This window comes from Streptomyces albus subsp. chlorinus, assembly GCF_013302895.1.
GTDB lineage: Bacteria > Actinomycetota > Actinomycetes > Streptomycetales > Streptomycetaceae > Streptomyces > Streptomyces chlorinus.
Window position 1 is genome coordinate 3,710,145 of record NZ_VJOK01000001.1, and the last position, 26,203, is coordinate 3,736,347.

20 protein-coding genes, 1 tRNA gene and 1 pseudogene are annotated in these 26,203 nt (G+C 70.9%); 13 read left to right on the forward strand and 9 right to left on the reverse strand.

Features of this window, described 5'->3' with window-relative positions:
* Positions 1-121: 121 nt before the first annotated feature.
* From FM076_RS16490 to rpmH, 9 genes and pseudogenes are all read right to left on the reverse strand, one after another.
* Positions 122-742: a GNAT family N-acetyltransferase gene (locus tag FM076_RS16490; protein WP_173871531.1), complete on the reverse strand. Its 621-nt coding sequence runs from the start codon at positions 740-742 to the stop codon at positions 122-124.
* A 68-nt stretch (positions 743-810) separates the two neighbouring features.
* A complete protein-coding gene (locus tag FM076_RS16495; protein WP_173871533.1) occupies positions 811-1,998 on the reverse strand; it encodes a ParB/RepB/Spo0J family partition protein in 1,188 nt (395 codons plus the stop codon).
* Positions 1,995-3,179 carry a ParA family protein gene (locus FM076_RS16500; protein WP_243274537.1) on the reverse strand — a complete coding sequence of 395 codons (1,185 nt, stop codon included), beginning with the start codon at positions 3,177-3,179 and terminating at the stop codon, positions 1,995-1,997. Before FM076_RS16500 ends, FM076_RS16495 begins: the two co-directional genes overlap by 4 nt.
* Before the next feature lie 438 nt (positions 3,180-3,617).
* On the reverse strand, positions 3,618-4,382 hold the full coding sequence (gene rsmG, locus FM076_RS16505; RefSeq protein ID WP_173871536.1) for a 16S rRNA (guanine(527)-N(7))-methyltransferase RsmG: 765 nt from the start codon (positions 4,380-4,382) through the stop codon (positions 3,618-3,620).
* Positions 4,379-4,897 carry a R3H domain-containing nucleic acid-binding protein gene (locus FM076_RS16510; RefSeq protein WP_173871538.1) on the reverse strand — a complete coding sequence of 173 codons (519 nt, stop codon included), beginning with the start codon at positions 4,895-4,897 and terminating at the stop codon, positions 4,379-4,381. The genes rsmG and FM076_RS16510 overlap by 4 nt, the downstream gene beginning before the upstream one ends.
* A gap of 20 nt (positions 4,898-4,917) precedes the next feature.
* On the reverse strand, positions 4,918-6,117 hold the full coding sequence (gene yidC, locus FM076_RS16515; RefSeq protein ID WP_173871539.1) for a membrane protein insertase YidC: 1,200 nt from the start codon (positions 6,115-6,117) through the stop codon (positions 4,918-4,920).
* 4 nt (positions 6,118-6,121) lie between these two features.
* Positions 6,122-6,412 carry a membrane protein insertion efficiency factor YidD gene (gene yidD / locus FM076_RS16520; RefSeq protein WP_114016797.1) on the reverse strand — a complete coding sequence of 97 codons (291 nt, stop codon included), beginning with the start codon at positions 6,410-6,412 and terminating at the stop codon, positions 6,122-6,124.
* Between the two features lie 59 nt (positions 6,413-6,471).
* Positions 6,472-6,837 (reverse strand): annotated as a pseudogene (gene rnpA / locus FM076_RS16525) (ribonuclease P protein component); the annotation flags it as partial.
* A gap of 24 nt (positions 6,838-6,861) precedes the next feature.
* Entirely contained in the window at positions 6,862-6,999 is a 138-nt protein-coding gene (gene rpmH / locus FM076_RS16530) for a 50S ribosomal protein L34 (RefSeq protein ID WP_016472057.1), read from the reverse strand.
* Between the two features lie 513 nt (positions 7,000-7,512).
* On the opposite strand from rpmH, the gene dnaA reads away from it, so the two are divergent.
* The 13 genes from dnaA (at position 7,513) to FM076_RS16595 (ending at position 26,043) form a co-directional block, all read left to right on the forward strand.
* Positions 7,513-9,666: a chromosomal replication initiator protein DnaA gene (gene dnaA / locus FM076_RS16535; RefSeq protein WP_173871543.1), complete on the forward strand. Its 2,154-nt coding sequence runs from the start codon at positions 7,513-7,515 to the stop codon at positions 9,664-9,666.
* A gap of 1,112 nt (positions 9,667-10,778) precedes the next feature.
* Entirely contained in the window at positions 10,779-11,909 is a 1,131-nt protein-coding gene (gene dnaN / locus FM076_RS16540) for a DNA polymerase III subunit beta (RefSeq protein WP_173871545.1), read from the forward strand.
* Positions 11,910-12,061: 152 nt separating this feature from the next.
* Positions 12,062-13,051: a phosphogluconate dehydrogenase (NAD(+)-dependent, decarboxylating) gene (gnd, locus tag FM076_RS16545; protein WP_173871547.1), complete on the forward strand. Its 990-nt coding sequence runs from the start codon at positions 12,062-12,064 to the stop codon at positions 13,049-13,051.
* A gap of 10 nt (positions 13,052-13,061) precedes the next feature.
* Positions 13,062-14,177 (forward strand): DNA replication/repair protein RecF, encoded by a 1,116-nt coding sequence (gene recF / locus FM076_RS16550; RefSeq protein WP_173871549.1) that lies wholly within the window; start codon positions 13,062-13,064, stop codon positions 14,175-14,177.
* Positions 14,174-14,749 carry a DUF721 domain-containing protein gene (locus FM076_RS16555; RefSeq protein ID WP_345945052.1) on the forward strand — a complete coding sequence of 192 codons (576 nt, stop codon included), beginning with the start codon at positions 14,174-14,176 and terminating at the stop codon, positions 14,747-14,749. The genes recF and FM076_RS16555 overlap by 4 nt, the downstream gene beginning before the upstream one ends.
* Before the next feature lie 269 nt (positions 14,750-15,018).
* A complete protein-coding gene (gene gyrB, locus FM076_RS16560) occupies positions 15,019-17,091 on the forward strand; it encodes a DNA topoisomerase (ATP-hydrolyzing) subunit B (RefSeq protein ID WP_173871551.1) in 2,073 nt (690 codons plus the stop codon).
* An 84-nt stretch (positions 17,092-17,175) separates the two neighbouring features.
* A complete protein-coding gene (gyrA, locus tag FM076_RS16565; protein WP_173871553.1) occupies positions 17,176-19,785 on the forward strand; it encodes a DNA gyrase subunit A in 2,610 nt (869 codons plus the stop codon).
* Between the two features lie 34 nt (positions 19,786-19,819).
* A complete protein-coding gene (locus FM076_RS16570) occupies positions 19,820-20,416 on the forward strand; it encodes a DUF3566 domain-containing protein (RefSeq protein ID WP_173871555.1) in 597 nt (198 codons plus the stop codon).
* A 72-nt stretch (positions 20,417-20,488) separates the two neighbouring features.
* Positions 20,489-20,562 (forward strand) — tRNA-Ile (locus tag FM076_RS16575).
* A gap of 200 nt (positions 20,563-20,762) precedes the next feature.
* The gene (locus FM076_RS16580) at positions 20,763-21,998 is read left to right on the forward strand and encodes a YhjD/YihY/BrkB family envelope integrity protein (RefSeq protein ID WP_274598811.1); all 1,236 of its coding nucleotides are present in this window, start codon (positions 20,763-20,765) and stop codon (positions 21,996-21,998) included.
* A gap of 105 nt (positions 21,999-22,103) precedes the next feature.
* A complete protein-coding gene (locus FM076_RS33885) occupies positions 22,104-22,238 on the forward strand; it encodes a DLW-39 family protein (protein ID WP_345945053.1) in 135 nt (44 codons plus the stop codon).
* A 173-nt stretch (positions 22,239-22,411) separates the two neighbouring features.
* Positions 22,412-24,370 (forward strand): vWA domain-containing protein, encoded by a 1,959-nt coding sequence (locus tag FM076_RS16590; RefSeq protein WP_243274539.1) that lies wholly within the window; start codon positions 22,412-22,414, stop codon positions 24,368-24,370.
* Positions 24,371-24,678: 308 nt separating this feature from the next.
* Positions 24,679-26,043: a hypothetical protein gene (locus FM076_RS16595; RefSeq protein ID WP_173871559.1), complete on the forward strand. Its 1,365-nt coding sequence runs from the start codon at positions 24,679-24,681 to the stop codon at positions 26,041-26,043.
* The last annotated feature ends 160 nt before the right edge of the window (positions 26,044-26,203 follow it).

Sequence of the window (26,203 nt, forward strand, 5' to 3'; positions counted from 1 at the left end):
AACCGCGCCCCTTCGTCATGCCGCTCCCTCACTCAGACCGCTCCCGCACCAAGCTGCCCCTCCGTCACGCCACTTCTTCGTCCGACCGCTCCGTCCTCCCACGGCCCCTTCGTCAGGCCCGTCACAGCGGGCGGAGCGCCGGCTCCTTGCTGTGCACCTTGCCCAGCAGCTGGTCCAGCGCGCGTTCCATGTCCTGCCGCCAGGAGACGGTGGAGCGCAGCTCCAGCCGCAACCGGGGGTAGCGGGGGTGGGGGCGGACGGTCTTGAAGCCGACGGCCAGCAGATGGTCGGCGGGCAGCAGACAGGCGGGCCCGCCCCACTGGCTGTCGCCGAAAGCCTCCACCGCCTTGAACCCCCGCTGCAGCAGATCCTTCGCCACCGTCTGCACGATCACCCGCCCGATCCCCTGGCCCTGGTACTCGGGCAGCAGATACGCCGTCATCAGCTGCACGGCGTCGGGGGAGACGGGGCTGGTGGGGAAGGCGAAGGAGCGCGGCACATACGCGGGCGGCGCGTAGAGCACATAGCCGACCGGCACGTCGTCCACATAGACGACTCGTCCGCAGGAGCCCCACTCCAGCAGGACGGCCGAGATCCAGGACTCCTTCTCCAGGTCCGGCCGCCCGGTTCCGGCCGCCTCCTCGTCGCTGACCGGGCCCAACTCCCAGAAGGCGCAGGCACGGCAGCGCTCCGGCAGGTCCGCGAGATTGTCCAGCGTGAGCGGAACGAGCTGTCGCCCCATGGCAGACATCGTAACCATGGGGCGACAGCTCGTCGGTGTGATTCTTCTGTTGTGAGGGGTGCTGCCGCCTAGTCGGCGTCCTCGGTCCCGTCGTCGGTCCCGTCGCCGGCGTCACCCTCCGCGAGCTTCTGCTGGAGCACTCGGCCCTCCCCCGGAGCGAACTGCCCCAGGATCCGCTCCAGGTCCTCCATGGAGGCGAACTCGACGACGATCTTGCCCTTCTTCTGCCCCAGGTCGACCTTCACCCGGGTCTCGAAGCGGTCCGAGAGCCGCCCCGCCAGATGGTTGAGCGCCGGGGAGACCCGCGCGCCGGCCCGGGGGCCCTTGGGCTTGGTGCGGCCCTGGGGCTTGCCGTTCATCAGCGTGACGATCTCCTCGACCGCCCGTACCGACAGCCCCTCGGCCACGATGCGGTGGGCGAGCTTGTCCTGCTCCTCGCCGTCCTCCACCGACAGCAGCGCCCGTGCGTGCCCGGCGGAGAGCACTCCGGCCGCGACCCTCCGCTGGACGGCGGGGGAGAGCCGCAGCAGCCGCAGCGTGTTGGTCACCTGCGGACGGGACCGGCCGATGCGATCCGCCAGCTCGTCATGGGTGCAGTTGAAGTCCTTGAGGAGCTGGTCGTAGGCGGCCGCCTCTTCCAGCGGGTTGAGCTGGGCCCGGTGGAGGTTCTCCAGAAGGGCGTCCAGCAGCAGCTTCTCGTCCTCGGTGGCCCGGACGATGGCCGGGATCCGCTCCAGCCCCGCCTCACGGCAGGCCCGCCAGCGGCGCTCACCCATGATCAGCTCGAAGCTGCCGGCCTTGAGCTCACGGACGACCACCGGCTGGAGGAGGCCGACTTCCTTGATGGAGGTGACCAGTTCGGCGAGGGCGTCCTCGTCGAAGACCTCACGGGGCTGACGCGGGTTCGGAGTGATCGCGTCCAGCGGCACCTCGGCGAAGAAGGCGCCCGCCACCTCACCGGCGGCCCCCTCCTGCTCCGGAGCGGCCTCCGGCTCCGAGGGCTCCTCGGTTTCACGTGAAACCGGGGCCTCATCCGCCCGCTGCGTGAGTCCGGCGACCTTGGCAGCCGCCACGCCGCGTGCCCCCTGGTCCGGGGAGAGCAGGGGAACCGCGGTGGGAGAGGCCGAGCCCCCGGTGACGCTCGGCTGCCGACGCTCGGCCCCGTTCTCCGTGGACTCAGCGGCCTCCGAACCGGCCGGAGCCGCCGGAATCAGCGCACCGAGCCCCCGCCCCAGGCCCCTACGTCGCTCGCTCACTGAGTCCCCTCCGCCATGCCACTGTGCTGCTGTGCTTGGTGCACCTGCTGTGCCTGCTGAACTTGCTGCGCCTGCTGGACCTCTTGTGCCTGCTGCGCTTGCTGAATCTGCTGTGCTTGCTGTGCTTGCTGTGCTTGCTGCGCCTGCTGGACGTGCGGGTCCCGCAGGGCGATTTCCCGCGCCGCCTCCAGGTAGGAGAGCGAACCGCTGGAACCAGGATCGTAAGTCAGCACCGTCTGGCCGTAGCTGGGGGCCTCCGAGATACGCACCGACCGCGGGATGTTGGTCCGCAGCACCTCCTTGCCGAAGTGGCCGCGCACCTCCTCGGCCACCTGCGACGCCAGCCTGGTGCGGCCGTCGTACATGGTCAGGATGATGGTCGAGACATGCAGCCGGGGATTGAGATGCCCCTTCACCAGCTCGACATTGCGCAGCAGTTGACCCAGCCCCTCCAGCGCGTAGTACTCGCACTGAATGGGGATCAGCACCTCCGCGCCGGCCACCAGGGCGTTGACCGTCAACAGGCCGAGGGAGGGCGGGCAGTCGATGAGGATGTAGTCCAGCGGCTGGTCGTAGGCTTCCAGAGCGCGCTGAAGGCGGCTCTCCCGCGCGACCAGCGACACGAGTTCGATCTCCGCACCGGCGAGATCGATGGTCGCAGGCGCGCAGAAGAGCCCCTCCACGTCCCGCACCGGCTGGACGACCTCCGAGAGCGGCTTGCTCTCCACCAGGACGTCGTAGATCGACGGGACTTCGGCGTGGTGGTCCACACCCAGCGCCGTCGACGCGTTGCCCTGCGGGTCGAGGTCGACGACCAGGACGCGGGCCCCGTGCAGGGCCAGCGACGCGGCGAGGTTCACGGTCGTCGTGGTCTTGCCGACTCCGCCCTTCTGGTTGGCGACAACCATGACCCGGGTCCGGGCGGGCCTGGGCAGGCCCTCCCCGGCACGGTTCATCGCCTCGACCGCCTGCTGGGCGGCCCGGCCGATCGGTGTGTCATCCATGGGCGGTGGCGTCTCACGTGCCACGTCACCGCGGGGAGCGACCCCACCCGCGCTGGTATCCCCTGGTTCTGTCCGGGGACCGGGGACCGGGTCGGCCATCGGTCCCGCGATGTTGGCGTCGGACCGCAACGGTTCACTCTCCTCACCATCAGGCTCGCTATGAACAGAGCCTCCCATGCTTTCGGTGTCGCGAACCAGCGAACCCCGCTCAGTTGTGGAGGAATCCACGGCCGAGCGGGGCTCAGGGGCGGTCCGGCCACGCGCACCAGCGGCAGCGCGGCCTCGATTGATGATTCCGTGCAACAGAGAGCGGCGTTTCACGTGAAACACGATGCACACGCCCCCGACGGGGACCGCCGCGACACTCCGCGCCAGGGTGCCTCAAGCGTTTTTATGGAGTAACCGAATCAGCGTTTCAACCGCCCTCGGCCTCCCCGCCCTCTGCCGGAAACCCGCCGGGCGGGCACCCGCCCTCGGGTACCCGCCCGTACGTCCGCCCGGTTCCGGAACGCTGTCCGTCCCGGTTCGCGACGCCCTTCCGCTCAGGCGACTCAGCCTTTCCTTCAGCCGCCTCAGCCTTCCGCTCAGGCGGCTCAGCCTGCCGTCCAAGCGGCGTCAGCGCCTCCGACGGCCGCTCCGCGCCGAGCGACCGCCCGCCCGGGCCGCCTTCTCGGCCTTGGCCCGCCGCGCCGCGAACCGCACACCGCCGGGGCTCTCCCCGACCCGGGCCCGCACGATCGTCGAGGGCGGATCCACCACGTCCCGGCCGATCTGCTCGACGGTGGTCTCGACGACGCCCAGCTTGTGCAGTGCGTCCCGTGCGGCGCGGACCTCGTCCTCGGCGGTGTCGCCCTTGAGCGCCACCATCTCGCCGTACGGCCGCAGCAGCGGAACGCCCCAGCCGGCCAGCCGGTCCAGGGGCGCCACCGCGCGGGCGGTCACCACGTGCACCGGCGGCAGCGAGCCGAGCATCTCCTCGGCCCTGCCCCGCCGCACCGTCACATGGTCCAGCCCCAGCAGCTCGACGACCTCCTGGAGGAAGGTCGTCCGGCGCAGCAGCGGCTCCAGCAGCGTGATCTCCAGGTCCGGCCGCACCAGCGCCAGCGGAATGCCCGGCAGCCCGGCGCCCGAGCCCACATCGCACACGGAGACGCCCTCGGGAACCACCTCGGACAGCACCACGCAGTTCAGCAGATGCCGCTCCCACAACCGGGGCACCTCGCGCGGACCGAGCAGCCCGCGCCGTACCCCGGCATCCGCCAGCAGCTCGGCGTACCGTTCCACCGCGGGAAGACTGTCCCCGAACGCCTTGTGCGCCGCTTCGGGAGCGGGTGGCAGCTCCGCCGCCGGCTCCCGGGGCTCCCCCACCTCGCGGGTCACGGGAGGACGACCACGCAGCGCTGCGGCTCCTCGCCCTCGGACTCGCTGCGCAGCCCGGCGGCCTTCACCGCGTCGTGCACGACCTTGCGCTCGAAGGGCGTCATCGGGCGCAGCTTCACCGGTTCGCCGGAGCCCTTCGCCTCCTGGGCCGCCTTGGCGCCCAGCTCCGCCAGCTCCTCGCGCTTGCGCGCCCGGAACCCGGCGATGTCCAGCATGAGCCTGCTGCGGTCACCGGTCTCGCGGTGCACCGCCAGCCGGGTCAGCTCCTGGAGGGCCTCCAGTACCTCGCCGTCCCTGCCGACCAGCTTCTGCAGGTCACGGGAGGTGCCCTCGCTGATGATGGACACCACGGCACGGTCGGCCTCGACGTCCATGTCGATGTCGCCGTCCAGGTCGGCGATATCGAGCAGTCCCTCGAGGTAGTCGGCCGCGATCTCCCCCTCCTGTTCGAGGCGGGTCAGGCTGTCGGTGTCGGTGTCGGCTTCGGTGCCCTCGGGGGCAGTCGTGTCCGTCACGGCGGGGACTCCTTCGGTGCTCACTTCTTGGAGGGGTGCTTGGGACGCTGCGGCCCCTTGCGCTGCTGCCCGGCCTTCTTCTGGCCCGACTTGGCCTGCCCGGATTTGCTCTGGCCGCTCTTCTGACCGCTCTTCTGGCCGCCCTTCTGACCGGCCTGGCCGGAACGGCCCGGCTCCCCGCTCTCACCGGAGGCCCCGTTCTGCTTCTGCGCGTCCTTCGGACCGTCCTTCTGGAGGGACGTGGCGGCGGGGGCGGAACCGGTCTTCTTGGCGCCCGGGGCCACCGGGCCGCCGCTCTGGCGCTTGGCCTTCGGCTGCCGCTTGGGCTGCTGACGCCGGGCCCGGGCCGCCTCGACGGCCTCCCGCGCCTCGACCTCCTTCGGGTCCTCCTTCAGCTTGCCCTTGGCGCGCAGCTTCTCCTGGCGCTCCTGGAAGGCCCGGGAGCCGGGGGTCGGGTTCCGCTTGATGACGTACATCTGCTGGCCCATCGTCCACACGTTGGTGGTCAGCCAGTAGACGAGGACGCCGACGGGGAAGTTGATGCCGAAGACGGCGAACATGAGGGGGAAGACGTACATCAGCATCTTCTGCTGCTGCATGAACGGCGTCTTCACCGTCAGGTCGACGTTCTTGGTCATCAGCTGGCGCTGGGTGTAGAACTGCGACGCCGACATCAGAACGATCATGATGACCGTGACGATGCGGACATCGGTCAGCGAGGCGGCCAGCTCGTGGGCCTTGCCGGCGCTGTCCATGAACTTCGCCGCGATCGGCGCACCGAAGATCTTGGCGTTCCGGGCGCTGTCGACCTGGTCGGCGGTGAGCACACCCACCGGCTTGTTGCTGGCGATGTGGCTGAGGACGCGGAAGAGCGCGATGAAGAACGGCGACTGCGCCAGGATCGGCAGGCAGCTGGAGAGCGGGTTGGTACCCGTCTCCTTGTAGAGCTTCATCATCTCTTCGCTCTGGCGCTGCTTGTCGCTCTTGTAGCGCTCCTGGATCGCCTTCATCTTCGGCTGGAGCGCCTGCATGTTCCGGGTCGACTTGATCTGCTTCACGAAGAGCGGGATCAGGCAGATCCGGATCAGCACCACCAGGCAGAAGATGGACAGACCCCAGGCCCAACCGCTGTCCTCGTCGAAGACCAGGCTGAACAGCGAATGGAACTGGACAATGATCCAGGAGACAGCGGTATAGAGAGGACTCAGGATCGTGTCCACTTGATCAGGCTCCTTGGGCGTTGGACTGGGTCCGGTGCTGCTGCCAGCGGGAGCGGATCCGCTGGTGCCATACCGGGTGCTTCCGGGCGGGGACATGGTCGACGCCACCGGGCGACCACGGATTGCAGCGCAGAATGCGCCAGGCCGTCAGTGCCGTCCCCTTCACAGCGCCATGACGGTGAATGGCCGTGTAGCCGTAATGGGAGCATGACGGGTAGTACCGGCACACCGGGCCGAGCATCGGACTGATCGTCCACTGGTACAGCTTGATCAACCACAGCAGCGGGTACTTCACGGGGCTCTCCCTCCCGGTGCACTGCCGGGATCAAGGGGGCTGGCCCCCTGGGCGGCAGATCGAGGGGACCCTTTGAGCAGCTTCCCCAGCGCGGCGTCCAGCTCGCGGACCAGCTTGTCGTGGTCCGCCTCTCCCGCGCCGGGCAGCGCCCGTACGACAACCAGGCTACCTGCGGGCAGCCGGCACAGGCGGTCGCGCATCAGATGCCGCAGGCGCCGCTTCACACGGTTCCGGACCACGGCGTTGCCCACGGCCTTGCTCACGACGAAACCCGCACGCGTCGGGGGAACCTCTCCCCCCGACGCGTGCGGGTCCGTTCGACTGCGTAGGTGGACGACGAGAAGCGGGCGGCCCGCCCTGCGTCCTCGGCGTACCGCGGTCGCGAAGTCCTCGCGCCGCCTCAGCCGGTTCTCGGAAGGCAGCACGTCATGGACCTGTGGTCAGGCTGCTCAGGCCGACAGGCGGGCGCGACCCTTGCTGCGGCGGTTCGCGATGATCGCGCGGCCGGCACGGGTCCGCATGCGCAGCCGGAAGCCGTGGGTCTTCGCGCGGCGGCGGTTGTTCGGCTGGAAGGTGCGCTTGCTCACTCGGGGGCTCCAGGGATGCTTCGTGTCCGGCGGGGCACCGCAGGACAGGGTGTGGGGAGTCGACCGGCTGTCACCGTGCGCCCACGAGTAGCTCGCAACGCCCGAGTGTGCACCGCTTCAGGATCAACTGGGACACACCCGCTGATCTTGCCCTTCGGAGGCAGGCGGCAGCAGCCGTCGACACTCGACCTGGTTACGGTACGCGCGCCTACGCCATCCGGTCAAACCAGCGCCAGAGGCGGCTCCACGGCGCCGCCCGGCAGCCGGTGGGGCCCGGAAGCGGCCGGACGAGCCCCACCCGGCCGTACGCTCCCGCCACACTCGTACACAGCCTGTGGACAACGACTTGAACGCGACAGGCTCGCGTGACTACCGTGGCCGAACTTCCTTTCCTTCCCGACCGTCCCGAGAACCATGCATGCGTGGGACCCGATCGACCATCCGGCGGTCGGGCACCGGACGACCGTCACCCAGCGAGTGACCCGTCACCCAGCGAGTGAGAGAGCGTGCCCCGTGGCTGACCTACCTGCCGATCTTGCCGCAGTGTGGCCACGGGTGCTGGACCAGCTCCTGCGCGAGGGGCAAGGGGTCGAGGCGAAGGACCAGCGGTGGCTGCGGGACTGCCAGCCCCTCGTCCTCGTCTCCGGCACGGCCCTGCTCGGCGTGCCGAACGAGTACGCGAAGGGCGTCCTGGAGGGCCGGCTCGCCCCGGTGATCACCGAGACTCTCAGCCGGGAGTGCCAGCAGCCGATCCGGCTGGCGATCACGGTGACGGGCCCGGCGCCCGAGCCCCCGGCCCCCGCCGCACCGTCGGCACCAACCGCACCCGCCATTCCGTCGCCCACCCCCGCGCCCGAGCAGCAGCACCAGCCGGCGCAGCGCGAGGGCGGCTACGACGCGGCGTACGACACGTACCAGCCGCGCGAGGCGTACGACGGCTACGAGCAGCGGGGCGACCACGGCGGACCCCAGCCCGGCAGCCAGCACGGGCCGCAGCACGGCCCCCGTGATCTGCAGGCACAGCAGGGACAGCAGGGCCATCAGGGACAGCAAGGCCAGCAGCAGGGGCAGCCCGACCGCTACGAGCAGCCCGAACGGCCGGAGCGGTACGAGCAGCCCGAGCGCTTCGAGCAGTACGAGCAGTACGAGGGCCGCGAGGTGCCCGGCTCCCGCTCGGCGTTCCCGGACTACACACAGAGCCCGCTGCCCGCGCCCGGCCCCTCCTCCTGGCAGCAGCGGCGCGACCCGTACCCGCCGCAGCACCAGCGTCACAGCCCGTACGACCACCGGCAGCAGGGCGGCTACGACCAGCAGCCCCCCTACGACCAGCAGCCCTACGACCAGCAGGGGTACGAGAAGCAGGGGTACGAGAAGCAGGGGTACGAGAAGCAGGGGTACGAGCAGCCCGGTTACGAGCAGCCCGGTTACGAGCAGCCTGGTTACGACCAGCAGTCGTACGAGTCCTACGAGCAGCAGCACCAGCCGCAGCAGCACCAGCGCCCCCGTCCGCAGGTGCCGCCCCAGGGACGGCCGCCCGCCCCGCACTACGACAGCCCGTCCCAGCTGCCCGCGCCCAGCGGTGCGCCGGGGCCGCTGGCCGCGCAGCCCGCGCCGGCAACCGGACCGGGCGAGCCGACGGCACGGCTCAACCCCAAGTACCTGTTCGACACCTTCGTGATCGGCGCCTCGAACCGCTTCGCGCACGCCGCGGCCGTGGCCGTGGCCGAGGCGCCGGCCAAGGCGTACAACCCGCTGTTCATCTACGGCGAGTCCGGGCTCGGCAAGACGCACCTGCTGCACGCGATCGGTCACTACGCGCGCAGCCTCTACCCGGGGACGCGGGTGCGCTACGTCAGCTCGGAGGAGTTCACCAACGAGTTCATCAACTCCATCCGCGACGGCAAGGCGGACGCGTTCCGCAAGCGCTACCGCGACATGGACATCCTGCTCGTCGACGACGTCCAGTTCCTCGCGGACAAGGAGTCGACGCAGGAGGAGTTCTTCCACACCTTCAACACGCTGCACAACGCCAACAAGCAGATCGTGCTCTCCAGCGACCGGCCGCCCAAGGCGCTGGAAACGCTGGAGGACCGGCTGCGCAACCGCTTCGAGTGGGGCCTGATCACCGATGTGCAGCCCCCGGAGCTGGAGACGCGGATCGCGATCCTGCGCAAGAAGGCGGTGCAGGAGCAGCTCAACGCACCGCCGGAGGTGCTGGAGTTCATCGCCTCGCGGATCTCGCGCAACATCCGGGAGCTGGAGGGCGCGCTGATCCGGGTGACGGCCTTCGCGAGCCTGAACCGGCAGCCGGTCGATCTCGGTCTGACCGAGATCGTGCTCAAGGACCTGATCCCCGGCGGTGAGGACGCGACGCCGGAGATCACCGCCTCCGCCATCATGGCGGCCACCGCAGACTACTTCGGGCTGACGGTGGACGACCTGTGCGGCTCCTCGCGCAGCCGGGTCCTGGTGACGGCGCGGCAGATCGCCATGTACCTGTGCCGGGAGCTGACCGATCTGTCGCTGCCGAAGATCGGCGGCCAGTTCGGCGGCCGCGACCACACGACGGTCATGCACGCCGACCGGAAGATCCGCGCGCTGATGGCGGAGCGGCGCTCCATCTACAACCAGGTCACGGAGCTGACCAACCGCATCAAGAACGGCTGAGCCTGCTCGGGGGGGCGACGGCGGCCCTGCCCCGGCTCCCTGCCTCTTCGGCCCCTGATTCTTCGCAGCCTCTGCCTCTTCCGAGCCTCTGCCTCTTCCGAGCCTCTGCCTCTTCCGAGCCTCTGCCTCTTCCGAGCCTCTGCCTCTTCCGAGCCTCTGCCTCTTCCGAGTCCCTGACTCTTCCGAACCTCTGCCCCCTCGGCCCCCGATTCCTCCTGGGCCTCTGACTCTTCGGCCCCGGCCTCTTCTGCCCTGGCAGGAGCGCCCCTGTACCCAGCCCTGGACAAGGGGCCTCATGCCCGCCGTTCGCGGGCTGCGGACCGCTGGGGGCCGGGCGCGCCGTTCCCCGCGCCCCTTCGGGGCACGTCTCTTCCTCCCTCTCGCTGTTCGATTCCGGGGCCGCTGGGCCGTTCGGTCCACAAGAATCGGGGGTTCACCGCTTCCACACCCTGGGGACCATCCCTGTTGTCCCAAGGGCGTCCACAACGGCCCCCATGGGAGGCTGGTTTGCCGAGGCCAGGGGGCTGTGTATTTGTGGGCGCCCGTCGTCCACAGCTGTGGAGGGGGAGACGGGCCGCGAGCAGCGCCGTGACTTGTCCACCGGCTGCCCACAGGCGAGGGCCGTTTTTCCCCAGTGATCAGCCACTTCTCCACAGAGCTGTCCACTGTTCGGCAACGCAACGCGCCCCCTCACCGGTCCGAGTGAAAGCCGTCACATCGGGGCCGAGGATTGGGCTGTGGGAAAGACGGGTAAAACTGTGGGCGCCGCTGTGGGGAACCCGCCTCTTCCTGTGGGCGGGCTGTGCAGAACTTTTCGCTGTCCACAGAAACGGCCTGTTCTCCACCGGTCCACCCACAGGCACGGTGGACAAAATCCTGGCTCTGAGCTGTGGAAACGGGCTTTTCCACCGTTTCCACAAGCCCTACTACTACGACCACACAGAGAGAGCCCGGGAATCGATTCGAAGTCGGGGCTGTGCACAACTCGGCGCCGAGCGCCTGGAGCGGGATCGCACCGACTTGACCCACACCCGCGTCCGCTGTCGGTCCGGTGCGTCAGACTGGTGCCCGGCAACTGCACGAGTGACGGCAGCAGCAGGAGGCGGCTGAAGGTGAAGATCCGGGTTGAACGCGATGTCCTCGCGGAGGCAGTGGCCTGGACGGCCAAGAGCCTCCCCGCCCGCCCGCCGGTGCCCGTCCTCGCGGGCCTGCTGCTGAAGGCGGACGACAGCTCGCTGAGCCTGTCCGGCTTCGACTACGAGGTCTCGGCGCGGGTCTCGGTCGACGCCGAGGTCGAGGAGGAGGGGACCGTCCTGGTGTCCGGCCGCCTGCTGGCCGACATCTGCCGCGCCCTCCCCAACCGGCCGGTCGAGATCTCCACAGACGGTGTGCGGGTGACCGTCGTGTGCGGCTCGTCCCGCTTCACCCTGCACACCCTCCCGGTGGAGGAGTACCCGGCGCTGCCCCAGATGCCGTCGGCCACCGGCACCGTCCCGGGCGAGGTCTTCGCCGCCGCGGCGCAGCAGGTCGCCATCGCGGCCGGCCGGGACGACACCCTCCCGGTGCTGACGGGTGTGCGCATCGAGATCGAGGGCGACACGGTCACCCTGGCCTCCACCGACCGCTACCGCTTCGCGGTGCGCGAGTTCCTGTGGAAGCCGGAGACGCCGGACGCCTCGGCGGTGGCCCTGGTGCCCGCCAAGACGCTGCTGGACACCGCGAAATCCCTCAGCGGCGGTGAGCATGTGACCCTGGCGCTGTCCGGTTCCGGTTCCGGTGAGGGCCTCATCGGTTTCGAGGGCGCCGGGCGGCGGACGACGACGCGGCTGCTGGAGGGCGACCTGCCCAAGTACCGCACGCTCTTCCCGACGGAGTTCAACTCCGTCGCCGTGATCGAGACGGCCCCGTTCGTGGAGGCCGTCAAGCGTGTGGCGCTCGTGGCCGAGCGGAACACCCCGGTGCGGCTCAGCTTCGAGCAGGGTGTGCTCACCCTGGAGGCCGGCTCCAGCGACGACGCACAGGCTGTGGAGAGGGTCGACGCCGATCTGGAGGGTGACGACATCTCGATCGCCTTCAACCCCGGGTTCCTGCTGGAGGGGCTGAGCGCGATCGACGCGCCGGTGGCGCAGCTCTCGTTCACCACCTCGACCAAGCCCGCCCTGCTGAGCGGCCGTCCGGCCAAGGACGCGGAGGCCGATGAGGCCTACAAGTACCTGATCATGCCGGTGCGGCTCTCCGGCTAGGAGACTCCGCACGCCGGGGTGTCGCGGCGAGCCTTGCCGGGCACCGCCGGACATCGCCGTCCGGCCGCCACCGCCGGGGCGGGGAAGGGCGGGCCCAGGCGTAGGGTCGTATTCAGGTACGAATCCGTAGGAAGCACAGCTAAGGGGCAGTGATGGAGCTCGGTCTGGTTGGTCTCGGGAAGATGGGCGGGAACATGCGCGAGCGCATCCGCCGCGGGGGCCACACGGTCATCGGGTACGACCGGAATCCGGACGTCGCCGACGTGGGCAGCCTCAAGGAACTGGTCGACTCGCTCAGCGCGCCGCGCGTGGTGTGGGTGATGGTTCCGGCCGGCGCCGCCACGCAGTCGACCATCGACGAGCTGGCCGAGCTGCTCTCCCCCGGTGACCTGGTCGTGGACGGCGGCAACTCGCGCTGGACGGACGACGAGAAGCACGCCGAGGAGCTGAGGGCCAAGGGCATCGGTTTCGTGGACTGCGGTGTCTCGGGCGGTGTGTGGGGCCTGGAGAACGGCTACGCGCTGATGTACGGCGGCGACGCCGAGGACGTGGCGAAGGTGCAGCCGATCTTCGACGCCCTCAAGCCCAATGAATCCGACGCGCGAAGCGCGACCACTCGGGGCGGTGGCGGGCGACGGGCGGGCGAGTTCGGTTCCGTGCACGCGGGCAAGGTCGGCGCCGGCCACTTCGCGAAGATGGTCCACAACGGCATCGAGTACGCGATGATGCAGGCTTTCGCGGAGGGCTGGGAGCTGCTGGAGGCGGCCGACTCGGTGACCGACGTGCGCGAGGTCTTCCGCTCCTGGCAGGAGGGCACCGTCATCCGCTCCTGGCTGCTGGACCTGGCGGTCAAGGCGCTGGACAGCGACGAGCACCTGGACGCGCTGCGCGGTTACGCGGCGGACTCGGGAGAGGGCCGCTGGACGGTGGAGGCGGCGATCGACAACGCGGTGCCGCTGCCCGCCATCACGGCGTCGCTGTTCGCCCGGTTCTCCTCGCGTCAGGAGGACTCCCCGCAGATGAAGATGATCGCCGCGCTGCGCAACCAGTTCGGCGGCCACGCGGTCACCGCGGCCGACAAGGCAGGGGAGAAGGGCGCCGACGCGCCGGGTGCGGACGTCACGCCGCCCACGGGGGGCTGACGGCGCTCCGATGCACGTCACGCATCTCTCGCTCGCCGATTTCCGGTCGTACGCCCGGGCCGAGGTGCCGCTCGGGCCGGGCGTCACGGCGTTCCTCGGGCCGAATGGCCAGGGGAAGACGAATCTGGTGGAGGCCGTCGGCTATCTGGCGACGCTGGGCAGCCACCGGGTCGCCGCGGACGCGCCGCTGGTGCGGGCGGGCGCCCAGCGGGCCGTCGTCCGCGCGCAGGTGCGGCAGGGCGAGCGGGAGCAGCTGGTCGAGCTGGAGCTGAATCCGGGCAGGGCGAACCGGGCACGGATCAACCGGTCCTCGCAGGTGCGTCCCCGCGATGTGCTGGGCATCCTGCGCACGGTGCTGTTCGCGCCGGAGGACCTGGCGCTGGTCAAGGGCGATCCGGGGGAGCGACGCCGGTTCGCGGACGAGCTGGTGGTGGCGCGGGCGCCGCGGATGGCGGGGGTGCGCTCGGACTACGAGCGGGTGCTCAAGCAGCGCAACAGCCTGCTGAAGTCGGCGGCGATGGCGCGGCGGCACGGCGGGCGGGGCGTGGACCTGTCCACGCTGGACGTGTGGGACCAGCACCTGGCGCGGGCCGGTGCCGAGCTGCTGGCGCAGCGGCTGGACCTGCTGGCGGTGCTGGGGCCGCTGGCGGACAAGGCGTACGAGCGGCTGGCGCCGGGCGGCGGTCCCCTCGCGCTGGAGTACCGGGGGCCGGTGCCGGGCGCCTCGCGGGAAGAGCTGTACGCGGGGCTGCTGGCGGCGCTCGGTGAGGCCCGCAAGCAGGAGATCGAGCGGGGGGTGACGCTGGTCGGCCCGCACCGGGACGATGTGCTGCTGCGGCTGGGGGAGCTGCCCGCGAAGGGGTACGCGAGCCACGGGGAGTCGTGGTCGTATGCGCTGGCGCTGCGGCTGGCCGCCTACGAGCTGCTCAAGAGCGAGGGGCACGAGCCGGTGCTGGTCCTGGACGACGTCTTCGCCGAGCTGGACACCCGGCGCCGCGCCCGGCTGGCCGAGCTGGTGGCCGGTGCGGAGCAGGTGCTGGTGACGGCGGCCGTGCCCGAGGACGTTCCCGAGGTGCTGGAGGGGGCGCGGTTCTCGGTGGCGGACGGGGAGGTGACCCCGGAGTGACGGGGCAGCCGGAGCCGGCGCCCGGCCGGGAGACGCCGGAGGGGCCGCAGGGCGCGGAGACGGAAGGGCCCCGGTCCAGCGGGGTCGATCTGGCGCGGGTCGCGTTGCGGGCGGCCAAGGAGCAGGCGCGGGCGCGGGGGGCGGAGGCGCAGCAGCGCAGGCAGGCCCGGCGCGGCGGTGGGCTGCGCTCGGGGGCGCGGCGGGACGGGCGGGATCCGCTGCCGCTGGGTGCGGCCGTCAGCAGGCTGATCGCGGAGCGCGGGTGGGAGACCCCGGCGGCGGTCGGCGGGGTGATGGGCCGCTGGCCGCAGCTTGTGGGGCCCGAGGTGGCGCAGCACTGCGAGCCGCAGAAGTACGACGAGGAGGAGCGCACCCTGCTGGTGCGCTGCGACTCCACGGCGTGGGCGACGCAGCTGCGGCTGCTGGCGCCGCGGCTGGTGGCCCGGCTGAACGAGGACCTGGGCCAGGGCACCGTGAAAATGATCAAGGTGCGGGGTCCGGAGGCGCCGCGGACCGGATACGGGCCGTTGCGGGCCCCCGGGAGCCGGGGTCCGGGCGATACGTACGGGTGAGGAGCGCGGGTTTCGCCGGTTCCGTCGCGGTGTGTGCGCGGACCGGGACAGCCGGAGACGGACGGAAGCGCTCAGCGCCACTGTGAGGCTCCTGGCCCCCCGGTCCAGATATGGGGAGTCGACGGACGCCAGTTCAGGGCGGCACATGCCAACTCAGGCACCGGCAAACCCCCACTCCCATCTCTGACACCGGTACACTGGGGGACTACCGCACCGTTGCGGAACATGTCGAACGACGCAGCCGCTCCGCATTGCCCAGGAGACGGCCTGTGCTGTGCCAGAAAGGGCGCTTCGTGGCCGATTCCGGCGATCTCAACGAGAACGAGAAGACGACTCCGCCGCAGCCCGCGGAGGCGACCCCCGAGCCCGCGGGCGGCGGTGCCGCCGCGTCCGGCGCCGAGGTGTCGTACGACGCGAGCGCGATCACCGTCCTGGAAGGGCTGGACGCCGTCCGCAAGCGGCCCGGCATGTACATCGGGTCGACGGGGGAACGTGGTCTTCATCACCTCGTCCAGGAGGTGGTCGACAACTCCGTCGACGAGGCCATGGCCGGGCACGCGGACACGATCCATGTGACGCTGCTGGCCGACGGCGGTGTGCGGGTGGACGACAACGGGCGCGGTATCCCGGTGGGCATCATCCCCTCCGAGGGGAAGCCGGCCGTCGAGGTCGTGCTCACCGTGCTGCACGCGGGCGGCAAGTTCGGCGGCGGCGGGTACGCGGTCTCCGGCGGTCTGCACGGCGTCGGCGTCTCGGTCGTGAACGCGCTGTCCACCAGGGTCGCCGTCGAGGTGAAGACCGACGGCTACCGCTGGACGCAGGACTACAAGCTGGGGGCGCCCACGGCCCCGCTGCAGCAGAACGAGGCGACGGAGGAGACCGGTACGTCCGTCACGTTCTGGGCGGACCCGGACATCTTCGAGACGACCGACTACTCCTTCGAGACGCTGGCGCGCCGCTTCCAGGAGATGGCCTTCCTCAACAAGGGCCTGACCATCACGCTGACCGACGAGCGTGAGGGCCACGTCGACGAGGAGGGCCGGCCGAACGCGGTCCGCTACCACTACGAGGGCGGCATCTCGGACTTCGTCCGCTACCTCAACTCCCGCAAGGGCGAGCTGGTCCACCCCACGGTGATCGACTTCGAGGCCGAGGACACGGAGCGGATGCTCTCCGTCGAGGTCGCGATGCAGTGGAACAACCAGTACAGCGAAGGGGTCTACTCCTTCGCGAACACGATCCACACGCACGAGGGCGGCACCCACGAGGAGGGCTTCCGCGCGGCGCTGACGGGGCTGATCAACCGGTACGCGCGGGAGAAGAAGCTGCTGCGCGAGAAGGACGACAACCTCACGGGCGAGGACATCCGCGAGGGTCTGACCGCGATCATCTCCATCAAGCTGGGCGAGCCCCAGTTCGAGGGCCAGACGAAGACGAAGCTGGGCAACACGGAGGCGAAGACCTTCGTCCAGAAGATCGTCCACGAGCACCTGACCGACTGGCTGGACCGGAATCCGAACGAGGCCGCGGACATCATCCGCAAGGGCATCCAGGCGGCCACGGCGCGGGTGGCGGCCCGCAAGGCGCGGGACCTGACCCGCCGCAAGGGGCTGCTGGAGACGGCGTCGCTGCCGGGCAAGCTCTCGGACTGCCAGTCCAACGATCCGGCCAAGTGCGAGATCTTCATCGTCGAGGGTGACTCGGCGGGCGGTTCGGCCAAGTCGGGCCGCGATCCGGAGTACCAGGCCATCCTGCCGATCCGCGGCAAGATCCTGAACGTGGAGAAGGCCAGGATCGACAAGGTCCTGCAGAACGCCGAGGTGCAGGCGCTGATCTCGGCGTTCGGCACGGGGGTGCACGAGGACTTCGACATCTCCAAGCTCCGCTACCACAAGATCATCCTGATGGCGGACGCCGACGTCGACGGCCAGCACATCAACACCCTGCTGCTGACGCTCCTCTTCCGCTTCATGCGCCCGCTGGTCGAGGCCGGACATGTGTTCCTGTCCCAGCCGCCGCTCTACAAGATCAAGTGGAGCCGGGACGAGTTCCAGTACGCCTACTCCGACCCGGAGCGGGACAGCCTCATCCAGCTCGGCCGCGAGCAGGGCAAGCGCATCAAGGACGACTCGGTGCAGCGCTTCAAGGGTCTGGGCGAGATGAACGCGGACGAGCTGCGGGTGACCACGATGGACATCGAGCACCGCGTGCTGCGCCAGGTGACGCTGGACGACGCCGCCGCCGCCGACGACCTGTTCTCCATCCTCATGGGCGAGGACGTCGAGGCCCGCCGCTCGTTCATCCAGCGCAACGCCAAGGACGTCCGCTTCCTGGACATCTGACGTCGGCCCCCTGGGACCTGGGGCCGCGCCCCGCCGGTCCCGGGCCCGAAGCGCCGTACACAGAGAAGGACTTGATCTTTAACCATGGCCGACGAGACCCCCACCACCCCCGAGCCGACGCCCGAGAACGCCCCCGCGCCCGACAGCGCGCTGGTGGACACCGAGGCGGGCGCCCGCGTCGAGCCCGTCAGCCTTGAGACGGAGATGCAGCGCTCCTACCTCGACTACGCGATGAGCGTCATCGTGAGCCGCGCGCTGCCCGACATCCGCGACGGCCTCAAGCCGGTGCACCGCCGGGTGCTGTACGCGATGTACGACGGCGGGTACCGCCCCGAGAAGGGCTTCTACAAGTGCGCCCGCGTCGTCGGCGACGTCATGGGCACCTACCACCCGCACGGTGACACCTCGATCTACGACGCGCTGGTCCGGCTGGCCCAGCCGTGGTCGATGCGGATGCCGCTGGTCGACTCCAACGGCAACTTCGGCTCGCCGGGCAACGACCCGGCCGCGGCCATGCGGTACACCGAGTGCAAGATGGCGCCGCTGGCCATGGAGATGCTCCGGGACATCGACGAGGAGACCGTCGACTTCCAGGACAACTACGACGGCCGCAACCAGGAGCCGACGGTCCTGCCGGCGCGCTTCCCCAACCTGCTGGTCAACGGCAGCGCCGGCATCGCGGTGGGCATGGCCACCAACATCCCGCCGCACAACCTGCGCGAGGTCGCCGCGGGCGCCCAGTGGTATCTGGACCACCCGGACGCCTCCAGCGAGGAGCTGCTGGACGCCCTCATGGAGCGCATCAAGGGCCCGGACTTCCCCAGCGGGGCGCTGGTGGTGGGCCGCAAGGGCATCGAGGAGGCGTACCGCACCGGGCGCGGCTCGATCACGATGCGGGCCGTGGTGGAGGTCGAGGAGATCCAGGGCCGCCAGTGCCTGGTCGTCACCGAGCTGCCCTACCAGGTCAACCCGGACAACCTCGCGCTGAAGATCGCCGACCTGGTCAAGGACGGCCGGATCGGCGGCATCGCCGACGTCCGCGACGAGACGTCCTCGCGCACGGGCCAGCGCCTGGTGATCGTCCTGAAGCGGGACGCGGTCGCCAAGGTCGTCCTCAACAACCTCTACAAGCACACCGACCTGCAGACCAACTTCGGCGCCAACATGCTGGCGCTGGTGGAGGGTGTGCCGCGGACGCTGTCGCTGGACGCCTTCATCCGCCACTGGGTCGCGCACCAGATCGACGTCATCGTGCGCCGCACCCGCTTCCGGCTGCGCAAGGCCGAGGAGCGGGCGCACATCCTGCGCGGTCTGCTCAAGGCGCTGGACGCCATCGACGAGGTCATCGCGCTGATCCGGCGCAGCGACACCGTCGATGTGGCGCGCGAGGGCCTGATGGGGCTGCTGCGGATCGACGAGATCCAGGCCAACGCGATCCTGGAGATGCAGCTGCGCCGGCTGGCGGCCCTGGAGCGGCAGAAGATCACCGCCGAGCACGACGAGCTGCAGGCGAAGATCAACGAGTACAACGCCATCCTCGCCTCGCCGGAGCGGCAGCGGCAGATCATCGGCGAGGAGCTGGCCGCGCTGGTCGACAAGTTCGGTGACGACAGGCGCACCAAGCTGGTGCCCTTCGAGGGCGACATGTCCATCGAGGACCTGATCGCCGAGGAGGACATCGTCGTCACGATCACCCGTGGCGGCTACGTCAAGCGCACCAAGACCGACGACTACCGCGCCCAGAAGCGCGGCGGCAAGGGCGTGCGCGGGACGAAGCTGAAGGAAGACGACATCGTCGACCACTTCTTCGTCTCCACCACGCACCACTGGCTGCTGTTCTTCACCAACAAGGGCCGTGTCTACCGGGCCAAGGCGTACGAGCTGCCGGACGCCGGACGGGACGCGCGCGGCCAGCACGTGGCCAACCTGCTGGCCTTCCAGCCGGACGAGCAGATCGCCGAGATCCTTGCCATCCGCGACTACGAGGCCGCCCCCTACCTGGTGCTGGCCACCAAGTCGGGGCTGGTGAAGAAGACTCCGCTCAAGGACTACGACTCGCCGCGCTCGGGCGGCGTCATCGCGATCAACCTGCGTCAGATGGACGACGGCCGCGACGACGAGCTGATCGGGGCCGAACTCGTCTCCCCCGAGGACGATCTGCTGCTCGTCAGCAGGAAGGCGCAGTCGATCCGGTTCACCGCGACCGACGAGGCGCTGCGCCCGATGGGCAGGGCCACCTCCGGTGTCAAGGGCATGAGTTTCCGCGAGGACGACGAACTGCTCTCGATGAATGTCGTGCGGCCGGGTACGTTCGTGTTCACGGCCACCGATGGCGGGTACGCGAAGCGGACCAACGTGGACGAGTACCGGGTCCAGGGCCGCGGCGGGATCGGCATCAAGGCCGCGAAGATCGTGGAGGACAGGGGGTCGCTGGTCGGCGCGCTGGTGGTCGAGGAGACGGACGAGATCCTCGCCATCACGCTCGGCGGTGGTGTGATCCGCACGCGGGTCAACGAGGTGCGTGAGACAGGCCGTGACACCATGGGCGTCCAACTGATCAACCTGGGCAAGAAGGACGCGGTCGTCGGCGTGGCACGCAACGCCGAGGCCGGCCGTGAGGCCGAGGAAGTGGACGCCGCGGCGGGCGCCCCCGACGAGGGGGAGCAGCAGGACGAGCCGGGCTCCGAGGTCTAGGACGACGAGGACGACAAGGACGAGGAGCAGGGCCGTGAGTGGTGCTCAGCCTCAGCCGAAGGCGCAACCGCAGCCACAGCCGCAGGCGGAGCCCCCGGGCCCTTCCCCCTCGCAGGCGCAGTCCCAGCCGGAGGCGCAGCCGCACCGGCCGCCGCGGGCCTACCCGTCCCCCCGCTCGGGGGACGGGGGCGGGAAATCGGACCGGACGGACGCACAGGGCGCCGTGCGCAAGCCCCGCACCGGGGCGCGCACGGTGCCCAGGACCCGCAAGGCCCGGCTGCGGGTGGCCAAGGCGGACGCGTGGTCGGTGATGAAGGTCAGCTTCCTGCTGGCCGTCGCGCTGGGCCTGTGCACCGTGGTGGCGGTCGCCGTGCTGTGGATGGTGATGGACGCGATGGGCGTCTTCTCCACCCTCGGCGGCACCGTCAGCGAGGCCACCAGCGCCGAGGGCAGCGGCGGCTTCGACCTGGAGACGTTCCTCTCCCTCCCCCGCGTCCTGCTCTTCACCTCCCTGATCGCCCTGATCAACGTGGTGCTCGCCACCGCGCTGGCCACCCTCGGCGCCTTCATCTACAACCTCTCCGCCGGCTTCGTGGGCGGCGTGGAGCTGACCCTCGCGGAGGACGAGTAGCCACCGGCCGTGGCCCCCGCGGAACCGATTTGGGACCACGGGCTGAAGTGCGCTAATCTTTCGGTGCAGCGCGCGGCTATAGCTCAGACGGTTAGAGCGCTTCCCTGATAAGGAAGAGGCCCCAGGTTCAAGTCCTGGTAGCCGCACAGTGGCGGAAACGCCGGATGGAAGGCCCGGCCCTCGGAAGAGGGCCGGGCCTTCCGCGTTGTGTGCCGCACTCCGGGCGTCGGCGTCGCCCGGGGGCCGGACCGCCCCGCCGGACGTTTGCCCGGTACCTCGGCCTGGTACCGGTAGCGCGTCCTGACGTCGGCGACGCCGACAGGTTCTCGGCGAGCGGAGTGCTGTGATGACCAGTCCCGAGCCCGAGCCCGAGCCGGAGTACGGGCGCGAGCCCGGTCCCGCGCCCGGGGAGGGGCCCGACACCCCCGGCCCGCACCCCGGCCGGGACCCCGGCCCCGAGCGGAGCCCCGGTCCTACGCAGGGTTCCGGCCCCGAGCAGGGCGCCGGTCCCGGGCGGAGCCCCCATCCCGAGCAGGGCCCCGGCCCCGCACAAAGCCACGGTCAGGGAGCCGGTCCCCGGAGCGGGGGCGGGCCCCGGGGGGAGCAGGGGGGCCAGGAGAAGACGTCCGGGCGGCGGCCCGAGGGGCCCGCGCACCGGCGCAGCGGGGGGCTGGGCCAGACGCTCAAGCGGACGATGACCGAGTTCAAGGAGGACAACCTCTCCGACGCGGCCGCCGCGCTCACCTACTACGCGGTCCTGTCGGTCTTCCCGGCGCTGATCGCGTTGGTCTCCCTGGTCAGCCTGGTGATGAGCCCGAAGAAGATCGTGAGCACGCTGACCGACCTGGTCAGCTCGATCGGGCCCGCGTCCGCCGTGGACACCTTCAAGAAGCCGATCGAGTCCATGGCGTCCGGCTCCGGCACCCCGACGATCCTCTTGATCGTCGGTGCGCTGGGTGCGCTGTGGACGGCCTCGGGGTACGTGGGGGCCTTCATCCGGGCCTCGAACGTGATCTACGAGGTGGAGGAGGGCCGCTCCTTCTTCACGTTGCGCCCGGTGCAGCTCCTGGTGACGCTCGTCGCGGTGCTGCTCCAGGCGGCGGTGCTGGTGGCGCTGGTCGTCAGCGGGCCGCTGGCGAAGAAGGCGGGCAGCGCGCTGGGCACCGGGGACGCGGCGGTGACGGCGTGGAACTGGGCCAAGTGGCCGGTGATGGTGCTGGTCGTCATCCTGATCATCGCCGTGCTGTACTACGCCTCGCCCAACGCCAGGCTGCGCGGGTTCGGCTCGGTGCTGCCGGGCGCCGTGCTGGCGCTGGTCATCTGGCTGGTGGCCTCGGTGGGCTTCGCGTTCTACGTGGCGAACTTCGGGTCGTACAACAAGACCTATGGGACGCTCGGCGGGGTCGTCGTCTTCCTGGTGTGGCTGTGGCTGACCAATCTGGCCATTCTGCTGGGCGCGGAGTTCAACGCCGAGCGGGAGCGCGGGCGGCAGCTGGGGGAGGGCGTTGTGGGGGCGGAGCGGGAACTCCAGTTGGAGGAGCGTTCCAAGGCCAAGCGCAAGAAGCGCTCCCGTACCGCGTGACGGCACGGCGGTATCCGGCCGGGGCGACCCCTTTGTACGTGAATGCTGTTGGGTATCATCGGCCGCCATAGAGGTCCCAATGTCTACGAAGGACGAGGTAGCGCGGTGAAGAAGCTTTTCCTGGTCGCACTGGCCGCCATCGGCGGTCTCCTCGTGTACCGCCAGATCCAGGCGGACCGCGCCGAGCAGGACCTGTGGACGGAGGCGACCGACTCCGTGCCGTCGGGTTCGGGAGTGTAAGTCCCGCGCACAGCGCGACAACAGGCGAGTCTTGGCCCTGGCCGCCCCGAGCGGCCGGGGCCTTCGTCGTTGCGTGACCGTGACGGACTTCCCCTTGTGGCTTGCTATTGCAAACATTTACGGTGCTGACGCGAAGCTGCCGCAGGGCACCGCGCCCAAGGGGGACGAAGCACATGAGAACAGGGAAAGGCCGCACGGCGAGGGTGATGGTGGGCGCCCTGCTGCTCACCGTACTCGCCGCACCGCTGACATTCGCCGCGTCCGGCACCGCCACCGCGTCCGGCACCGCCGCAGCGCCCCCCGTCACCGCCCGGGACGTTGCAAGTGGCAACGGATCGCTCCAGCTCGTGCTGGACTCGTCCGGCTCGATGGCCGAGAAGGACTCCTCGGGCGGCACCCGGATGCGGGCCGCCCGCGCGGCCGTGAGCACCCTCGTGGACAGCCTGCCGGCCGGCTACCCCACCGGACTGCGCGTCTACGGCGCCGACAAGGCCGGCAGCTGCACCGACACCCGGCTCGCCCGGTCGGTGCGGCCACTGGACCGGGAGGGCATCAAGAAGGCCGTCGCCGGGACCGAGCCGCGGGGCGAGACCCCGATCGGCCTCTCGCTGCGGAAGGCCGCCGCCGATCTGCCCCGCACCTCCTCCGGCTCCCTCGGCCGCCGCACCATCGTGCTGATCTCCGACGGCGAGGACACCTGCCGGCGGCCCGACCCCTGCGAGGTCGCCGAGGACCTGGCCGAGGACGGCGTGGACCTGCGGATCGACGCGATCGGCTTCCATGTGCGGGGCAAGGCGCGCGAGCAGCTCGCATGCGTCGCCGAGAAGGGCAACGGCCGGTACTACGACGCGCGCGACGCCGACGACCTGGCCCGCGAACTGGAGCGCGCGGGACGGCTGTCGGCCGACGGCTACCGCTTCCGGGGCACGCGCGTCACCGGCACCGCCTCGTCGGCGGACGCGCCGGTGCTGCGCACCCCCGGCCAGTACCTGGACACGCTCGGGCCCGGCGAGACCCGCTGGTACAGCACCCGGCTGGAGGGGGCGAGCGCCGCGTCCGCGGTGGACTTCGCCGCCACCGGCGTACCCGGCACCGGCACGGCCGTGGGCAGGCTCGACGGTCTGAAGGCGACCCTGCGCGCCTCCGACGGCACCATGTGCGGCGACAACCGGTCCTCCTTCCAGCAGGAGGAGGGTGCCGCGCCGCTCACCGTGGCCGTCAGCCGCGTCCCCGGGTACGGCAGCGACACGTGCGCGAAGCCCGGCCTGTTCACCGTCGAGCTGACCCGCGACACCGCCGACGGCTCCGACCGGTCCCGCTGGCCCGTCGAACTGCGGCTCAGCTCCGAGAAGGCGCTGCCCAGCAGCGTCACCCCGAGCGCGCCCGCCACCGGCTACGGGGCAGGGGGCAAGGACGCGGCCCTGCCGACCGGAATCCCCCGGGACGTCGAGGGCGGCACCGGCTTCAACGACGCGACGAGGCTGCGCGCCGGGGTGTGGCGCGACACCCTGCTGCCCGGGCAGACCCGCTGGTACCGCGTCCCGGTCGGCTGGAGACAGCAGCTGCGCTACGACGTGGAGTTCGCCAACGAGCCCAAGCGCGCCGAGTCCGGCTACGGGACCTCGTTCGTGGCCGCCCAGACCTACGCGCCCGGCCGGCTGCCGGTCCCGGACGGCACGGAGTTCACCTCCCGGCAGTCCTACCGGGGTGACCCGGTGAAGGTGTCGCAGGGTACGGTTCCCGTCGCCTGGAAGAACCGCGCCGAGCCCGGCGGCAACCTCAGACCGGTACGCCGGGACGGCGACTACTACCTGGCCGTCACGCTGGGGGCCGGGGCGTCCGAGATCGCCGCGAACGCCGCCGTCCGCGTCGTCCTGCGGATCGACGTCAAGGGCAGGGCGAAGAAGGGGCCGGGGAACGACGCCCCGTTCGCCGACGGGTCGGCCGCGGCCGACGGCGCGTCCGCCGGTCACGGCCGCGAGGACGGCGGCGGAACCGCCGGGCCGCGTCCGGCCGCCCTGGCCGGGGCGGGCGCCGCGGCCGTGCTGGCGGCCGCGGGAGGGATCTTTTATGCGCGGCGGCGCCGTGCCAGGGTCCGGAGCACGGATGTGCGGAGGGGTGGAACGTGGTGAGAGGGATCGTCCGGACAAGGGCCGAGCGCGGGCGGAGCGGCGGGAGCGGCGGAGCTGGCGGGAAGAGCGGGGCCGTCGGGGCCAGGGTGAGAGGTGGAGCTGTCGGGACCGAGGTGAGAGGTGGGTCTGGTGGGGCCGAGACGAGAGGTGGGCCTGATGGTGCCGGAGCGAGAGGTGGAGTCGGTGGTGCCGGAGCGAGAGGTGGAGTCGGTGGGACCGGGGCGAGAGGTGGAGCCGGTGGGACCGGGGCGAGAGGTGGAGCCGGCCGGGCCGGGGCCGGTCGCCGTCGGGCCACGGGCGCCGCGGGTGTGCGGCGCGGGGGCGCTCTCCTCGCCGCGCTGAGCGCGGGCGCGGTGATCTTCGGCGCGCTCGGGATCACCGCAGCGCCGGGCGCGTGGGCGGCGGCCGCACCGCGGCCCTACCAGACGGCCGAGGACGCCAAGAAGGTCGAGGGCGCCTCCAGCAGCGCGGACGCGCCCAAGGTGGCCCCCGGCCTGTTCACCGACCGGATCGAGCCGGGCGAGGAGAAGTACTACGCCCTCGACCTGGACGCCTCCTCCGATGTCCACATCACCGCGACGGCCGCCCCCGAACCGGGCCTGAAGGTCACCTTCCAGGACGGCATCGAGGTGACGCTCCAGAACACCAACGGCGACTCCTGCGGCGACGGCCGGTCCACCGGGGCCGGCGACACCGCCTTCCCGCTGTCCGCCACCACCTCCCGGCTGATCGGGGACTCCGGTGACGAGGCATGCCGCGCCAAGGGCCCGTACCTGGTGCACGTCGTGCGCGAGGAGGGCGACAACTCCGACCCCTCCTCCTGGCCGCTGGAGCTGTCGGTCATGAAGGAGCCGGGCCTCAAGGGCAGCATCCCCGCGCCCCGTCCGGGCACCGACGAGGAGACCGACGAGAACAACACACGCCCCGCGCCGCCCTCCGGCACGGCCAGGACGCGCGAGGGCGGCACCGGCTTCAACGACGCGCGCGCCCTCGGGGACGGCGTCTGGAAGGACCGCCTGCGCCCCGGTGAGACCCGCTACTTCCGTGTCCCCGTCGACTGGGGCCAGCGACTGTACGCGCGCATGGAGGTGCCCAACGCGCCCCAGCGGGAGGGCACGGGCAGCACCTTCCTGCCCAACGGCTTCCGGATGAACGTCTACAACCCCGCCCGGTGCCGCGTCTTCGACGAGGACTTCCAGAGCTACGACGGGGACGGCGCGAACTTCGACCGGTACACCAACCCCGTCCGCTACGAGAACCGCTTCGCCGACGCCAACACCGACACCCGCTTCGCGGGCTGGTACTACCTCGCGGTCACCGCCGCGCCCGACATGGCCCAGCCCTTCCCCAAGGGCGTTCCGGTCACGCTGCGCGTCGCGGTCAAGGGCGAGACGAAGACCGGCCCCGCGTACGACGGCGACGCGAAGGCGGCCGGCTTCGGGGTCGGCGACAAGGACCGTGAGATGGCCGAGAAGGGCCTCACGGAGGCCGAGGTGGAGGACAACGCGCTGCTGCGGACGCTCGGATGGACCGGCGTCGGCGCGGGCGCGGCACTGCTGGCCGTGCTGGCCGTCTGGTTCCTGGTGGCCCGCCGCCGCTCCGCCGCTCCGCCCCTCCCCCTCACCGGAGGACAGCCGCCGTACCAGGGCGGCTACGGCTACCCCCCGAGGTGAGCCCCGAGTCGGCGGGGTCGGCCGTGTTGCCGGGGATGGCCGCGCCGGCCGGGGGCGGTGCCCCTGGCAGCGGGCGTGCGGCTCAGCCCGCGGCCCTGAGCGCCAGCACCCCCGCCACCAGGCACACGAGGGCCACGACCAGCAGCGGGACCGCGACCTT

Excerpts from the sequence above, each read along its gene's own strand:
- FM076_RS16490 (WP_173871531.1), bottom strand. The coding sequence starts at position 742 with ATGGGGCGACAGCTCGTTCCGCTCACGCTGGACAATCTCGCGGACCTG.
- FM076_RS16500 (WP_243274537.1), bottom strand. The coding sequence starts at position 3,179 with ATGGGAGGCTCTGTTCATAGCGAGCCTGATGGTGAGGAGAGTGAACCG.
- gnd (WP_173871547.1), top strand. The coding sequence starts at position 12,062 with ATGGAGCTCGGTCTGGTTGGTCTCGGGAAGATGGGCGGGAACATGCGC.
- recF (WP_173871549.1), top strand. The coding sequence starts at position 13,062 with ATGCACGTCACGCATCTCTCGCTCGCCGATTTCCGGTCGTACGCCCGG.
- gyrA (WP_173871553.1), top strand. The coding sequence starts at position 17,176 with ATGGCCGACGAGACCCCCACCACCCCCGAGCCGACGCCCGAGAACGCC.
- FM076_RS16580 (WP_274598811.1), top strand. The coding sequence starts at position 20,763 with ATGACCAGTCCCGAGCCCGAGCCCGAGCCGGAGTACGGGCGCGAGCCC.
- FM076_RS16590 (WP_243274539.1), top strand. The coding sequence starts at position 22,412 with ATGAGAACAGGGAAAGGCCGCACGGCGAGGGTGATGGTGGGCGCCCTG.